Below are 14,875 nucleotides of genomic sequence, written 5' to 3' on the forward strand. Positions count from 1 at the left end.
TCTGGACTGAGCCCGTAGCTGTATCGCCGGGCTTTTTGCATTATGCGACCGGCCCAAATGGAACCGGCGACTTCAAAGACGGCCTAATATGCGTTATCAATTGCCCCCGCGTCGAATCAGCATGAAGCATTTGTTCCCAAGCACCGCCCTAGCTCTTTTCATTGGTCTCGGCTTGTCGTCGATGTCGACCAATACGTTCGCAGCCAACAGCTGGGACAATCTTCAGCCTGATCGCGATGAGGTGATTGCCAGCCTTAACGTCGTCGAGTTGCTCAAGCGTCATCACTACAGCAAGCCGCCGCTGGACGACGCTCGCTCGGTGATCATCTATGACAGCTACCTCAAGCTGCTGGACCCGTCGCGCAGCTACTTCCTGGCCAGCGACATCGCTGAGTTCGACAAGTGGAAGACCCAGTTCGACGACTTCCTCAAGAGCGGCGACCTGCAGCCCGGGTTCACCATCTACAAGCGTTACCTGGACCGCGTCAAAGCGCGTCTGGACTTCGCCCTGGGTGAATTGGACAAAGGCATCGACAAGTTCGACTTCACCGAGAAGGAAAGCCTTCTGGTGGATCGCAAGGACGCCCCTTGGCTGACCAGCACCGCCGCCCTGGATGACCTGTGGCGCAAACGCGTCAAGGACGAAGTGCTGCGCCTGAAGATCGCCGGCAAAGAGCCAAAGGCCATTCAAGAGCTGTTGACCAAGCGCTACAAGAATCAGCTGGCACGTCTGGACCAGACCCGTGCCGAAGATATCTTCCAGGCCTACATCAACACCTTCGCGATGTCCTACGATCCGCACACCAATTATCTGTCGCCGGATAACGCGGAAAATTTCGATATCAACATGAGTCTGTCGCTGGAAGGCATCGGTGCCGTCCTGCAAAGCGACAATGACCAGGTGAAAATCGTGCGTCTGGTACCGGCCGGTCCGGCAGACAAGACCAAGCAGGTCGCCCCTGCCGACAAGATCATCGGCGTGGCCCAGGCCGACAAAGAGATGGTCGATGTGGTCGGCTGGCGCCTGGACGAAGTGGTCAAGCTGATCCGTGGGCCGAAAGGCAGCGTGGTGCGCCTGGAAGTGATTCCGCACACCAATGCGCCGAACGACCAGACCAGCAAGATCGTGTCCATCACTCGTGAAGCGGTGAAACTCGAAGACCAGGCCGTGCAGAAGAAAGTCCTCAACCTCAAGCAGGATGGCAAGGACTACAAGCTGGGCGTGATTGAAATCCCGGCCTTCTACCTGGACTTCAAGGCCTTCCGGGCCGGCGATCCGGACTACAAGAGCACCACGCGCGACGTTAAGAAGATCCTGACCGAGCTGCAGAAAGAAAAAGTCGACGGCGTGGTCATCGACCTGCGCAACAACGGCGGCGGCTCCCTGCAGGAAGCCACCGAGCTGACCAGCCTGTTTATCGACAAGGGTCCGACCGTGTTGGTGCGCAACGCTGACGGCCGTGTCGACGTGCTTGAAGACGAGAACCCGGGCGCCTTCTACAAAGGCCCGATGGCGTTGCTGGTCAACCGCCTGTCGGCCTCGGCCTCGGAGATTTTCGCCGGCGCCATGCAGGACTATCACCGCGCCTTGATCATCGGCGGCCAGACCTTCGGCAAAGGCACCGTGCAGACTATCCAGCCGCTGAACCATGGCGAGCTGAAACTGACCCTGGCCAAGTTCTACCGGGTTTCCGGGCAGAGCACCCAGCATCAGGGCGTGCTGCCGGACATCGACTTCCCGTCGATCATCGACACCAAGGAAATCGGCGAGAGCGCCCTGCCCGAGGCCATGCCGTGGGACACCATCCGTCCTGCGATCAAGCCCGCGTCGGACCCGTTCAAGCCATTCCTGGCGCAGTTGAAGGCTGACCACGACACCCGCTCCGCCAAGGATGCCGAGTTCGTGTTCATCCGCGACAAGCTGGCCCTGGCCAAGAAGCTGATGGAAGAAAAATCCGTCAGCCTCAATGAAGTGGATCGTCGCAAGCAGCACGCCGACATCGAGAATCAGCAACTGGTGCTGGAAAACGTCCGCCGCAAGGCCAAGGGCGAAGACCCACTCAAGGAACTGAAGAAAGAAGATGAAGACGCGCTGCCGGCCGAGGCGGATAAAACCAAGCCGGAAGACGACGCCTACCTGGCCGAGACAGGCCGGATTCTGCTGGACTACCTGAAAGTGACCAAACAGGTGGCCAAGCAGTAAATGATGGCTATTTAATGTGATCGCTCCGCAGAGTGTCATCATATAGACATCATTCTGTCGTGAAATAAAGGACCGTCGGCTCACCGCCTGCGGTCCTTTTTTTTCGATCGAGATCGCCATGACCATGACCGAACAGCTGAATGCATTGGGCTCTATCCTGGCTCAAGGCAGTTTGCACAGCCTGTTCCAACCGATCATCTGTCTGTCCGAGCGGCGTATCCTCGGCTACGAAGCCCTCAGCCGTGGCCCGTCCAACAGCCCGCTGCACTCCCCGGTCGCCCTGTTTGCCGTGGCCGGCCATGCCGGGCGCCTCAGCGAACTGGAAATAGCCTGCCGCGAAAGCGCATGCCGACGCTTCAGCGAGCAGAAGTTGCCGGGCAAGCTGTTTCTCAATATCTCGCCGGAATCCCTGATGGAAACCGCGCACCAACCGGGCCGCACCCTGCAACTGCTGCGGGACTTCGGCATCCCCCCCAGCCAAGTGGTGATCGAACTCACCGAGCAGTCGCCCACCGACGATTTCGACCTGCTGCAAACCGCCCTGCATCACTACCGCGACATGGGTTTCGCCATCGCACTCGACGACTTGGGCGCAGGGTATTCCAGCCTGCGCTTGTGGTCGGAACTGCGTCCGGATTACGTGAAGATCGATCGGCACTTTATCGACGGCATCCACCAGGACGCGCTCAAGCGCGAATTTGTCGGTTCTATCCTGCAGATCGCCCGGGCGTCGCGCGCCCAGGTGATTGCCGAAGGCATCGAGCTGCCGGAAGAGCTGGCGGTGCTGACCGAGATGGGGGTCGACCTGGTCCAGGGTTATTTGCTCTGTCGTCCCCAAGAACACCCGCCGCAGGAAGCGCGCCTGATGCTACCCAAACCCGATAACGCCAACATTGCCCTCAGCGAAGAAGGCAGTGACCTCAGCGCCCTGCTCAACGAGCAGCCGGCAGTGAATCAGGACACCGCCACCGCCCAGGTGCTGGAGTCCTTCCGCCGCCAGGCCAACCTCAACTCCCTGGCGGTGCTGGATGGGCGCGACCGGCCGGTCGGGATTGTGCATCGCCATTCGTTGTCCGACGCCCTGCTCAAACCGTTCGCCACCGACCTATTCGCGCGCAAGCCGATCAGCCGCCTGATGAGCGATGATTTTCTCGCGGTGGAGTTGAGCCAGTCCCTGCAACAGGTCAGCCGGCTGCTGACCAGCCGCGCCCGCCAACGCATCGAGGAAGACTTCATCATCACGCTGAACGGCGACTACCTCGGCCTGGGCCGGGTGATCGATGTGCTCAAGCTGATCACCGAGCTGAAGATCCAGCAGGCGCGCTACGCCAACCCGTTGACCCTGCTACCGGGCAACGTGCCGATCCAGCAGTGCCTGACACGACTGTTGCAGCAGCAACGCGAGTCGGTGATTTGCTACGTGGATATCGACAGCTTCAAGCCGTTCAATGACATCTATGGCTACGGGCGTGGTGATGAAGTGCTGCTGTGCCTGGCGCAATGCCTGAATGACCGGGTCGACCCCAGCCGCGACTTTGTCGGGCATATCGGCGGCGATGACTTTTTGCTGGTGCTCGGGCCGCAGGATTGGCGCAAACGGCTCAATCAACTGCTGGACGATTTCCACACCCAATGCCGACGCTTCTATCGCGCCGAACATCTGGACGCCGGCTGCTTTGTGGCCTTGAACCGCCAGGGTGTGCGCCAGGAATATGCTCTGTTGTCGCTGTCCATCGGCGTGGTGCATTTGTATCCACAGGCCTGTGGACAACTCGATGCCAGCCAGTTGGCGGAGCTGGCGTCCCAGGCCAAACACCATGCCAAGGACATCGCCGGTTACAGCATCCACGTGATCGACAGCCTGGACATGCTGCCCCTGCCGGTTTAAGCCTCGGCGGATTCCGGGTACTCGTATTCGAACACGCGCACCACCTCCGAAGCGTGCCAGGACGCGGCGGCCACGCCATCGGAAGGCCCGCAAAAACGCCCCAGGCGCTCCACGCATTCAAAAAAACCGGTACGCGGCAGGCGGCTGGCACCCTGGCTGATCACCAGGGAACTGCGCAATGGCTGCTCGGCCTTGGCATCCAGCGCCGCCAGATGTTCCAGGGCGGCGGTGAGGGTCTGCATCGCCGGCGTGGGAAATTGCAGGCGCTCCAGCAGCGCACGGTAAGTCAGCAAGTGGCGCTGGCGGCGCGCCTGGTCCAGTTCGTGGAGTAACCCATCCCAGTGTTGACGGCTGATACGTAGGCTCAAGATTCATCCCTCCAACCTGCCACGCCCAATTCCCAGGCCAGACTGCGGCGGATCGCGGCATCCGGCTGGCGTTCACCACTTTCGATCAATCCGAGGTACGAGGGGCTGATCCCCACGGTACGGGCCAGGGCTTCAATAGCCAGGCCCTTGGCTTCGCGCAAGCCGCGCAGGTCTGCAAGCGGGTGCAGGTCCTGGGCTGGCGCGGCGTGGGCAGTAGAAGAAGGTGCTGGTGCGGGTTGCTGCTGACCGGCGGCTTTTAGCAGCGCCTGGTACTGATCCCATGGCAACACCGCATATTCGGGTTCGCCATCCCGTGAAATTATCTGAATATCCATGACAGCCCCGTAGGATAACAACACTTACTAAGTAAGCACTTTCCTTAAGCGCTTTCCTAAGGAGTGTAATCCTAACAGCCACAAAGGTCGCAGGGGGATCGCCGTATCATGGGGTTTTTTGCCGGTTTTCCTGGGCCAGCAGCGCGGGCGTCGCAGGCAGGCGCTCAACCACGGCGAGCTTTTCCGGACGCTGCGCCTCACGCCAGGCGCGAAAGGCGCTCAGTTCGGCGCTCAGGCTCTTCATGACCCAGGCCAGCACGGCGATGTCGTCGAGCATGCCGAACATGGGAATAAAGTCCGGTATCGCATCGATCGGACTGAGGAAATACATCAGTCCTGCGACGACCGACACCAGCGCCTTCGGGCTGATCGCGCGGTACTCGCCCCGCCAGTAGGCCAGGCACAGGGCCTGGAGCAACTTGAGGTCATCCTTGAGCTTACCGAGGCGGTTGCCCTGGCTTGCGCCCTTGGCCGCCACGGCGAACAACAGCGTCGGCAAACGCCCACGCCCCAGCAAGCGCGCGGCCATGGGCAGAAAACGGGCGAAATTGAAGGGTGGTTTCATTCGGCACTCCAGTTCCATGGGACAGAGAAGGTTATCCACACAAATTGTGGATAACCTTGTGAACAGAGCCGGTTTTCACCGCTGAGAGCCACGGTTTACAAGGCCTTCAGTCAGATCGGGCGTTTTTTGCGCACATCAAAAAAACCCAAGAATTCATTGACTTGGCGCTTGCGTCCGGCTACCTGCACTCGAGTCTTGATCAGACTGCCGCACCTTACGGACGTTCGTTTGGGTTTGCACAGGCTTGAGTGTGCAAGCGTGCGGCAGAAACAACAACGCCCCGTCGAGACGGGGCGTTGGGTGTTCAGGCGCCGATTACTTCTTGGCGGCTGGTGCGTCAGGAGCTTCAGCCTTGGCCGGGTCCTTGATACCCAGCAGTTCCAGGTCGAATACCAGCACGGAGTTGGCCGGAATCGCCGGGCTCGGGCTCTGGGCACCGTAAGCCAGGTCGGACGGGATGTACAACTCGACCTTCTCGCCGACGTGCATCAGTTGCAGGCCTTCGACCCAACCCGGAATCACGCCGCTGACCGGCAGGTCAATCGGGCTGCCGCGATCCACGGAGCTGTCAAAGGTGGTGCCGTTGGTGAGCTTGCCGGTGTAGTGAACAGTCACTACGTCGGTCGGCTTAGGCTGAGGACCGTCGGCTTTCTTGGTGATCTTGTACTGCAGGCCGGAAGCCGTGGTGACTACACCGTCTTTCTTGGCGTTGTCTTCGAGAAATTTCTTGCCGGCGGCTGCCGACTCTTCGCTCATTTTGGCCATGCGTTCTTCAGCACGCTTTTGCAGTGCGGCAAACGCTTCAACCAGTTCGTCGTCTTTCAGCTTCTGCTCTTTCTTGCCGACGGCATCTTCAATGCCCTGGGCTACCGCTTTGGAATCCAGGTCATCCATGCCTTCTTGGGCAAGGCTTTTGCCCATGTTCAGGCCGATACCGTAGGAAGCTTTCTGCGCCGGGGTTTTCAGCTCTACGCTGGTCTGCGAATCACAACCCGCAAGTACCAGGCTAACCAGGGCCACCGCCGCCGCCAACCGATGCTGTTTCATGCTATTTCCTTGTTCATGCGCCAAAAGGGCAATCGAATAAAGTCGCGAGCTTATCAGGCGGCCACGACCAATGGCTACCGGCATCTGAGCAGGAAACTTCTGATAAGTTCACGTGTTTAAACGCATTTTCATTCATGATGGGCGCCCGCGACGGATCGCGGGACTGCCTGTCAGCAGGACCATGGCCACTTGCCGCACCTGTGGCGTAGTGGCATAACAACGCAATCACTCGACAAGGATAGTTATCTTGCGCATTTTTTCCCGTGTTTTATTGCTGATTCTCGCCCTGCTGGGCCTGATCCTGGCGGTGGTGCTCTATTACACCGTCAACCCCAGGCTGCCGGACTACGTGCCCGTGGAACAGGTACGCTACCAGGACCAATGGAGTGCCGCCGACCGCCAGACCTATTACTTCACGCCCCAGGGCACCCAGGTAAAAGGCCTGCATTACGACTGGTTCACCGCGCTGGAACTGCCGTTTTCCGAACAGCGCTTCGCCGCCCCGGAGTACCTGGCACGCTTCGGCTTCCTGGTCGACCCCAAGCAAGTGCCCAGCACACAAAACCCCGGCAACCTGCCGGTCGGCTTCGCTCGGCACAAGAATGCCGGCAACAATACCGAATACCTGGACATCACCTGCGCCGCCTGCCACACCGGCGAACTGCATTTCAACGGCCAGGCCCTGCGCATCGACGGCGGTTCGGCCCAGCACGTGCTGCCGTCCAGCGTGCCGACCTTGCGCGGCGGCAGTTTCGGCCAGGCCCTGGTGGCCAGCCTTGCCGCGACGTATTACAACCCCTGGAAATTCGAGCGCTTCGCCCGCAAGGTGCTTGGCCACGATTACGACACTCACAATGAACAACTGCTGCGCCAGGACTTCAAACAGTCGCTGAACCAGTTCCTCAAAGTCGCCTGGAACGACACCCATCGCGGCCTCTACCCCACCGAAGAAGGCCCGGGGCGCACCGATGCCTTCGGCCGCATCGCCAACGCCAGCTTCGGCGACGCGATTTCGCCGGACAATTACCGCGTTGCCAACGCGCCTGTGGACTACCCGCAACTGTGGGATATCTGGACGTTCGACTGGGTGCAATGGAACGGTTCAGCGCAACAACCGATGGCGCGCAATATCGGCGAAGCCCTCGGCGTGGGAGCCACCCTGGGCTTCTTCGACAACGCCGGCCAACCGCTTCAGGGCGACGCGCGCTACCCGTCGAGCGTGCGGGTGCGCGACCTGAACCTGATCGAAGAAACCCTGCAGCGCCTCAAGCCGCCGACCTGGCCGGAAGACCTGTTCGGCGCCATCGACAAGCCCCTCGCCGCCCAGGGCCGCGCACTGTTCGCCGAAAACTGCGCCGGCTGCCATGTGCCGGCCGTCACCCAGCAAAATGGCCGCCCGGTACAACAACTGAAGATGCTCCCGGTGGACGCCATCGGCACCGACCCTGGCGCCGCCAACAACATTGCCGACCAGCGCTATGACCTCAGCGCCTTGAAATGGGACCCGGCGGAGCTGGCCAAACTGAATGTCGAGTTGCACCCCACGCCCACCGAACCGCTGGACCTGAAAAAAATCTCCGTGGCCAAGGGCCTGGCCTACGTCACCGCCTTCGTTGAGGACCACGCCTACCGCGCCGCCGGCGTCACCCCGGCCGAGCGCCCACGCCTGGACGGTTACGGCCTGCCCATCGGCGTGCGCGAATTGCGCGCCTACAAAGCGCGGCCGCTGGCCGGCGTGTGGGCCACCCCGCCGTTCTTGCACAACGGCTCGGTGCCGACGATCTACCAGTTGCTCTCGCCCCAGGACGAGCGCGCCACCACCTTCTATAAAGGCACCTTCGACTACGACCCGCGCCACCTGGGCTTTCAGACCGACGCGTTCAAAAATGCCTTCCTGTTCGATACGCGCATCACCGGCAACCACAACAGCGGCCATGAATTCCGTGCCGGCCAGCGTGGCAACGGGGTCATCGGCCGCGGCCTGCTGCCCCAGGAACGCTGGGCGCTGCTCGAATACCTCAAAGTCCTCGGCGGCCCGCTGGAGCAACAACTGCCATGATTATCCACTCGCACAACCAGCAACCGTCCATGCTCGCGCGCCTGTGGCTGCGCCTCGGCGCCGTGCTCGGCAAAACCCTGGCATGGCTGCTGGCCCTTGGCCTGCTCGGCTGGCTGGCCGCCACCGCCTGGTACGCCTGGCAGTACAGCGGTCCGGTGTCGCCGGATGAGCAGATCCCGTCCGGTGAAGCGGCAATGACCCAAGGCATTATCCAGACGGCAGTGCGTATCGTTGACCAACACCGCGAAGGCACGCGCTACCTGCGCGACGCCCACGCCAAGGCCCACGGTTGCGTGAAGGCCGAAGTCAGTGTGCTGGCCGACCTCGATCCGGCGTTACGCCAAGGTGTGTTCGCCGAACCGGGCAAGACCTGGCACGCCATGATGCGACTGTCCAACGGCAACGCCTACCCGCAATTCGACAGCATCCGCGATGCGCGCGGCATGGCCATCAAGCTGCTCGACGTGCCGGGCAAACAGCTGCTCGCCGACCAGCAAGCGCGGGCCGAGCAGGACTTCGTGATGTTCAGCCACCCGAACTTCTTTGTCAGCGACGTGGCCGAATACGCGCAGAACATCGGGGCCCAGGCAGACGGCAAGAAGGTCCTGGCATTTTTTCCCAAGCTCGACCCGCGCAGTTGGCAGGTGCGCCACCTGTTCATCGCCCTGGCGACCCTGGCCCCCGCGCCAGCCAGCCCGACCCAGACCACGTACTTTTCCGTCTCGCCCTACAAGTTCGGCGCGGCCAACGCCAAGTTCCGCGTCGCACCCGACCCGCAAAGCTGCCCGGATTACGTGCCGCCCAAACAGAACCAGGACCTGCCGAACTTCCTGCGCAGTGCGCTGAACCAGCAACTGTCCACCGACCGCGTGCCGGCGTGTTTCGTGTTGCAGATCCAGCGGCAGAACCCGCAGAAGTTCATGCCGATCGAAGACACCAGCATCGAATGGAAGGAAAGCGATGCGCCCTATGAAACCGTGGCCAAGGTGACGATCCCCGCCCAGGATTTCGACACGCCGGCGCTGAACCTGGCGTGCGACAACCAGTCGTTCAACCCGTGGTTCGGGCTGGAGGCGCATCGCCCCATCGGCGGGATCAACCGGTTGCGTAAAGCGGTGTACGAAGCCGTCAGCGACTATCGGCATAGCCGCAACTTGTAAGGTTGGGGGCTGTGTGGGAGGGGGCTTGCTGCCTCCCACATTTAGATCTCATTACAATAAGCAGATGTTGTGTCGTTCTGCTTTTCGTAAAGAATGCGTATAGATTGCCAATTCGCCATAACGATTACGTCGCCTCTATTGAGTCACTAAGCGCGAACGTTCTACCGTCACTTCCTACCCCCAAACATCCGTAGGAAGTCATCGTGGAAAGTTCAACTTTAGGCATGGTCGTCCTCTCAATGATTGCACTCTTCGGCACCGCCGCGTTTTGCTTCGAGCACCTCGCCACGCGCAGCGAGAAGAAAAAGAAAGCCAAATAAACAGCGCGTCAACATCAGCAGAACCCCAGTTTTTCAAGGGATACCCGGGCGGCGGGCTATCCCTTTTTTTCGTTCGCCTCGCATAACGTCGTCTCTATACCGTCTTAATACCGCCGCCGCTAATCAGTGCCTGGGCTTGATACCCCAGCGATTAACCTCCCCGCGTCCGCCATTGCGGCTTATTTATTCAGGGGAGTTACACCGTGCTCACACTCACGTTCATTTATATCGCCAGCGGCTTATGCGCCGTGGGGCTGTTCGCTTACTTGGGCTACGCACTTATTCGCGCAGAAAAATTCTAGGGAGTTCGCCATGTACGACCTGATGTTTATTGGCCTCTCCCTGGTGTTTTTTGTTGCGACTGCCATGGCCATTGTCGCCATGGGCAAGATTTGAACGGAGCCACGACATGTTAAGCACGCTGCTGGAATTTGCGCTGGTCCTGGGGTTGATGACGGGACTCGCGGTACTGATGGGCAAATGGCTGACCCGGGTGTTCACCGGGACTTACCATGCCTGGCCGGAACGTTGTACCTATCGCCTGCTGGGCATCGACCCGCAGGAAAACATGGGCTGGGCCCGCTACGGTTCGGCGCTGTTGCTGTCGAACGCGGCGATGATGCTGCTGGGCTATCTGGTCCTGCGCCTGCAGGCGGTGATGCCGATCAACCCACTGGGGCTGGCCGCGCAAACGCCGGACCTGGCGTTCAACACCACGGTGTCCTTTATTACCAACACCAACTGGCAGGCGTACTCGGGCGAGACCAGCCTGTCGAACTTCAGCCAGATGGCGGTCATCACCTTTCTGATGTGCGTCGGCGCCACCTCCGGCGTGGTCGCGGCGGCCGGTTTCATTCGCGGCTTGAGCCGCTCCAGCTCGGGCGACCTAGGCAACTTCTGGGTCGACTTCACCCGCACGCTCTACCGCGTAATGCTGCCGCTGTGCCTGGGCATGGCGCTGGTGTATGTCTGGCAGGGCATGCCGCAGACCTTCGCTTCCCAGGCGCTGGTCACCACGCTGGAAGGCGCGCAGCAGCAGCTGATTGTCGGCGCGGTGGCCAGCTTTGAGTCGATCAAGCACATCGGCACCAACGGCGGCGGTTTCTTCAGCATGAACGCGGCGCACCCGTTCGAAAACCCGACGCCGCTGACCAACATCCTACACATCCTCAGCATGTTGCTGATCCCGTCGGCATTGACCTACACCTTTGGCAGCATGCTGGTGCAGCGTCGTCAGGGTTGGGTGTTTTTCGGCACCTTCCTGGTGATGTTCATCGGCTTCCTCGCCCTGGTCTACGGCGCCGAGCAAAACGGCAACCCGCTGCTGACCCAGGCCGGCGCCAACCAGAGCCTGTCGCTGGAACAAAGCGGCGGCAACATGGAAGGCAAGGAACTGCGCTTCGGCATCGCCGACAGCAGCCTGTTCATCGCCACCACCACCGCCGCGACCACCGGCTCGGTCAACACCATGCACGACTCGCTGACCCCCATGGGCGGTTTCGTGCCCTTGGCGCAGATGATGCTCAACTGCGTGTTCGGCGGCGACGGCGTGGGCTTTATCAACCTGATCCAGTACGCCCTGCTGACGGTGTTCCTGGTGGGCATGATGATCGGCCGCAGCCCCGAGTTCCTCGGCAAGAAAATCGAGGCGCGGGAGATGAAACTGGTGATGCTCTCGGTGCTCGCGCACCCCATCAGCATCCTCGGCTTCACCGCCCTCGCCGCCCTGTGGCCCGACACCCTGGCCAGCCTGAACAACCTCGGCCCCCACGGTTTCAGCGAGGTGCTCTACGCCTATACCTCCGGCACCGCCAACAACGGCTCGGCCTTCGCCGGCTTGAACGCGAACACGCCGTTTTTCAACACCACCATCGGCCTGGCGATGTTGATCGGGCGCTTCTTCACCATGCTGCCGATGCTCGCCGTGGCGGGTTCCCTGGCAATGAAGAAAACCGTGCCTGCCGGTGCCGGCACCATTCCCACCGCGACCCCGCTGTTCATGTTGCTGGTGGTGTTCGTGGTGCTGGTGGTCGGTGGCCTGACCTTTTTGCCGGCGCTCGCGCTCGGCCCGCTGGTGGAGCAACTGCAGTTGCTGTCCGGCCAAACGTACAACTGAGGACACGTGGATGACGACTCAATCGATATTCAAAGGGCTGTTGCGCCCGGTGCTGGTTTCGGCGGTGTTTTTCATGCTGTTGACGGGGTTCGCCTACCCGGCGCTCACCACCGTGACCGCCCAACTGGTGTTCCCGTTCCAGGCCCGCGGCTCGCTGATTGAACGCGACGGCCTGGTCATGGGCTCGGCCCTGATCGGCCAGCACTTCACCCGGCCGGAGTACTTTCACGGCCGCCCGAGCATGACCCTCGGCGCCGACCCGCAAGACCCGAGCAAAAGCGTGTCGCAGCCATACAACGCCGGCTCCAGCGGCGCCAGCAACCTGGGGCCGACCAGCCAGAAGCTGGTGGACCAGGTGGCCGCACGCGCCCACGCCTATCGCCAGGACAACGGCCTGGCCGCCGATGCCCTGGTTCCGGTGGACGCGGTCACCGCTTCCGCTTCAGGCCTCGATCCGCATATCTCGCTGGCCAATGCGCGACTGCAACTGCCACGGGTGGCGCGCCTGCGGCAGATCCCCGAAACCGAGCTGCTGCAACTGGTCAACCAATACACCAGCGCGCGCACCCTCGGCCTGCTCGGCGAACCACGGGTCAATGTGCTGCAACTCAACCTTGCGCTGGACGCCCGCCTGCCATCGCGTCAGCCCCCTATTGCGGCCAGTGAGTAAGAGATTTCCCTCATGAAGAATGCTCGTTTACCTCTGTTTGATCGCGCCATCGTCCTCACCGCGTGTGGGGATGCGCTGAAGAAACTGCAGCCCCAGGCGCAATGGAAAAACCCGGTGATGTTCGTGGTCTACCTGGGCAGCATCCTCACCACCCTGCTGTGGTTCCAGTCCCTGGGCGGCCAGGGTGAAGCGCCCAGCGGCTTTATCCTCAGCATCACCTTGTGGCTGTGGTTCACCGTGCTGTTCGCCAACTTCGCCGAGGCCCTGGCCGAAGGACGCAGCCGCGCCCAGGCCGCGAGCCTGCGCGGCATGAAACGCCAGACCCTGGCCAAGTTGCTGCAACAGCCCAAGCACGGCGCGGCGTGGCTGCCAACGGAAGCGACGCTGCTGCGCAAAGATCAGGTGGTGCTGATCGAAGCCGGCGACCTGGTGCCGCTGGACGGCATCGTGATTGAAGGCGTGGCGTCGGTGGACGAAAGCGCGATCACTGGCGAATCGGCACCGGTGATTCGCGAGGCCGGCGGCGACTTTTCCTCGGTCACCGGCGGCACCCGTGTGCTGTCGGACTGGCTGGTGGTGCGTATCAGCGTCAACCCCGGCGAGTCGTTTCTGGACCGCATGATCTCGATGGTCGAATCGGCCAAGCGCCAGAAGACCCCGAACGAAGTGGCGCTGACCATCCTGCTGGTGGGCCTGACCCTGTTGTTTCTGCTGGTGATCGCCACGCTGAGCCCTTACTCGATCTTCGCCGTGGTCATGAGCGGCAGCGGCAGCGTGGTCAGCGCCACGGTGCTGGTGGCCTTGCTGGTGTGCCTGATCCCCACCACCATCGGCGGCCTGCTCTCGGCCATCGGCGTGGCGGGCATGAGCCGGATGATGTCGGCCAATGTCATCGCCACTTCCGGGCGGGCAGTCGAAGCGGCGGGCGACATCGACGTGTTGCTGCTGGACAAAACCGGCACCATCACCCTGGGCAACCGTCAGGCCAGCAGCTTTTTGCCGGCGCCGGGGATAAAAGAGGCCGAGTTGGCGGACGCCGCGCAACTGGCGTCCCTGGCCGATGAAACCCCGGAAGGCCGCAGCATCGTGGTACTGGCCAAACAGAAGTTCGACATTCGCGCGCGGGACGTTCACCAGTTGGGCGCCAGCTTTGTCCACTTCACCGCGCAAACCCGCATGAGCGGGGTCGACCTGCCCGAAGGCCGGGCGATTCGCAAAGGTGCGGCGGACGCGATTCGCAGCCATATCGAGGCGTTGGGCGGCAGTTTTCCGACAAGCTTGCAGGCCAAGGTCGATGAAGTCGCGCGGCGTGGCAGCACGCCGCTGGTGGTCAGCGACGGTGCCAAGGCGCTGGGCGTGGTCGAACTCAAGGACGTGGTCAAGGGCGGCATCAAGGAACGCTTCGCCGAGTTGCGGCGCATGGGCATCAAGACCGTGATGATCACCGGCGACAACCGCCTGACCGCTGCCGCCATTGCGGTGGAGGCCGGCGTGGATGACTTCCTCGCCGAAGCCCGCCCGGAAGACAAGCTGCAATTGATCCGCGACTACCAGGCCCAGGGCAAGCTCGTGGCGATGACCGGCGACGGCACCAACGATGCGCCGGCGCTGGCCCAGGCCGACGTGGCGGTGGCGATGAACAGCGGCACCCAAGCCGCCAAAGAGGCCGGCAACATGGTCGACCTCGACAGCAACCCGACCAAGCTGATCGAAGTGGTCGAGGTCGGCAAACAGATGCTGATGACCCGCGGCGCCCTCACCACCTTCAGCGTGGCGAATGACGTGGCGAAGTACTTTGCAATCATCCCGGCGGCATTTGTCGCGACCTATCCACAGCTCGGCGCATTGAATGTGATGCACCTGGCCAGCCCCAACTCGGCGATTCTCAGCGCGGTGATTTTCAACGCGCTGATCATTGTCGCGCTGATTCCCCTGGCCCTGCGCGGTGTGACCTACCGCTCGATCGGCGCGGCGGCGTTGCTCAACCGCAACCTGCTGATCTACGGCCTGGGCGGGGTGCTGGTGCCGTTTGCCGGGATCAAGCTGATCGACCTGCTGCTGACGGGGTTGGGCCTCGTATAGCGCCCCATCCACTGTAGGAGCGAGCTTGCTCGCGAAGGGCGTTAACGATAACGCGGGAAACC

At 61.7% G+C, this 14,875-nt stretch carries 12 protein-coding genes; 8 read left to right on the forward strand and 4 right to left on the reverse strand.

Annotation, left to right across the window (positions count from 1 at the left end):
• Positions 1-121 precede the first annotated feature (121 nt).
• Both TU80_RS27480 and TU80_RS27485 read left to right on the forward strand, forming a co-directional pair.
• The gene (locus TU80_RS27480) at positions 122-2,203 is read left to right on the forward strand and encodes a carboxy terminal-processing peptidase (RefSeq protein WP_169850794.1); all 2,082 of its coding nucleotides are present in this window, start codon (positions 122-124) and stop codon (positions 2,201-2,203) included.
• A 118-nt stretch (positions 2,204-2,321) separates the two neighbouring features.
• Positions 2,322-4,091, forward strand: coding sequence for a bifunctional diguanylate cyclase/phosphodiesterase (locus tag TU80_RS27485; protein WP_057005839.1), 1,770 nt, complete (start codon positions 2,322-2,324; stop codon positions 4,089-4,091).
• Here the strand turns inward: TU80_RS27485 and TU80_RS27490 are convergent.
• The 4 genes from TU80_RS27490 to bamJ form a co-directional block, all read right to left on the reverse strand.
• The gene (locus TU80_RS27490; RefSeq protein WP_017846885.1) at positions 4,088-4,459 is read right to left on the reverse strand and encodes a hypothetical protein; all 372 of its coding nucleotides are present in this window, start codon (positions 4,457-4,459) and stop codon (positions 4,088-4,090) included. The two genes, TU80_RS27485 and TU80_RS27490, sit on opposite strands and share 4 nt — an antisense overlap.
• Complete coding sequence (locus tag TU80_RS27495) at positions 4,456-4,794, reverse strand: helix-turn-helix domain-containing protein (protein ID WP_046385332.1); 339 nt, start codon at positions 4,792-4,794, stop codon at positions 4,456-4,458. The genes TU80_RS27490 and TU80_RS27495 overlap by 4 nt, the downstream gene beginning before the upstream one ends.
• Positions 4,795-4,900: 106 nt before the next feature.
• Positions 4,901-5,359, reverse strand: a complete 459-nt coding sequence (locus TU80_RS27500; protein ID WP_017846883.1) for a YkvA family protein — start codon at positions 5,357-5,359, stop codon at positions 4,901-4,903.
• A gap of 315 nt (positions 5,360-5,674) precedes the next feature.
• The gene (gene bamJ, locus TU80_RS27505) at positions 5,675-6,406 is read right to left on the reverse strand and encodes a BamJ family beta-barrel-assembly machinery protein (protein WP_017846882.1); all 732 of its coding nucleotides are present in this window, start codon (positions 6,404-6,406) and stop codon (positions 5,675-5,677) included.
• A 247-nt stretch (positions 6,407-6,653) separates the two neighbouring features.
• On the opposite strand from bamJ, the gene TU80_RS27510 reads away from it, so the two are divergent.
• The 6 genes from TU80_RS27510 to kdpB all read left to right on the forward strand — a co-directional run bounded on the left by TU80_RS27510 (position 6,654) and on the right by kdpB (position 14,813).
• Positions 6,654-8,465, forward strand: coding sequence for a di-heme-cytochrome C peroxidase (locus tag TU80_RS27510; RefSeq protein ID WP_046491068.1), 1,812 nt, complete (start codon positions 6,654-6,656; stop codon positions 8,463-8,465).
• A gap of 29 nt (positions 8,466-8,494) precedes the next feature.
• The gene (locus TU80_RS27515; protein WP_371920074.1) at positions 8,495-9,625 is read left to right on the forward strand and encodes a catalase family protein; all 1,131 of its coding nucleotides are present in this window, start codon (positions 8,495-8,497) and stop codon (positions 9,623-9,625) included.
• Between the two features lie 523 nt (positions 9,626-10,148).
• Positions 10,149-10,247, forward strand: a complete 99-nt coding sequence (gene kdpF / locus TU80_RS33755; RefSeq protein WP_074851717.1) for a K(+)-transporting ATPase subunit F — start codon at positions 10,149-10,151, stop codon at positions 10,245-10,247.
• A gap of 107 nt (positions 10,248-10,354) precedes the next feature.
• Entirely contained in the window at positions 10,355-12,061 is a 1,707-nt protein-coding gene (gene kdpA, locus TU80_RS27520) for a potassium-transporting ATPase subunit KdpA (RefSeq protein WP_046384148.1), read from the forward strand.
• A gap of 10 nt (positions 12,062-12,071) precedes the next feature.
• On the forward strand, positions 12,072-12,731 hold the full coding sequence (kdpC, locus tag TU80_RS27525; protein ID WP_057005840.1) for a K(+)-transporting ATPase subunit C: 660 nt from the start codon (positions 12,072-12,074) through the stop codon (positions 12,729-12,731).
• 12 nt (positions 12,732-12,743) lie between these two features.
• Positions 12,744-14,813 (forward strand): potassium-transporting ATPase subunit KdpB, encoded by a 2,070-nt coding sequence (gene kdpB / locus TU80_RS27530; RefSeq protein ID WP_057005841.1) that lies wholly within the window; start codon positions 12,744-12,746, stop codon positions 14,811-14,813.
• Positions 14,814-14,875 lie beyond the last annotated feature (62 nt).

Source organism: Pseudomonas veronii, assembly GCF_001439695.1.
In the GTDB taxonomy this organism is placed as follows: Bacteria; Pseudomonadota; Gammaproteobacteria; order Pseudomonadales; family Pseudomonadaceae; genus Aquipseudomonas; species Aquipseudomonas veronii.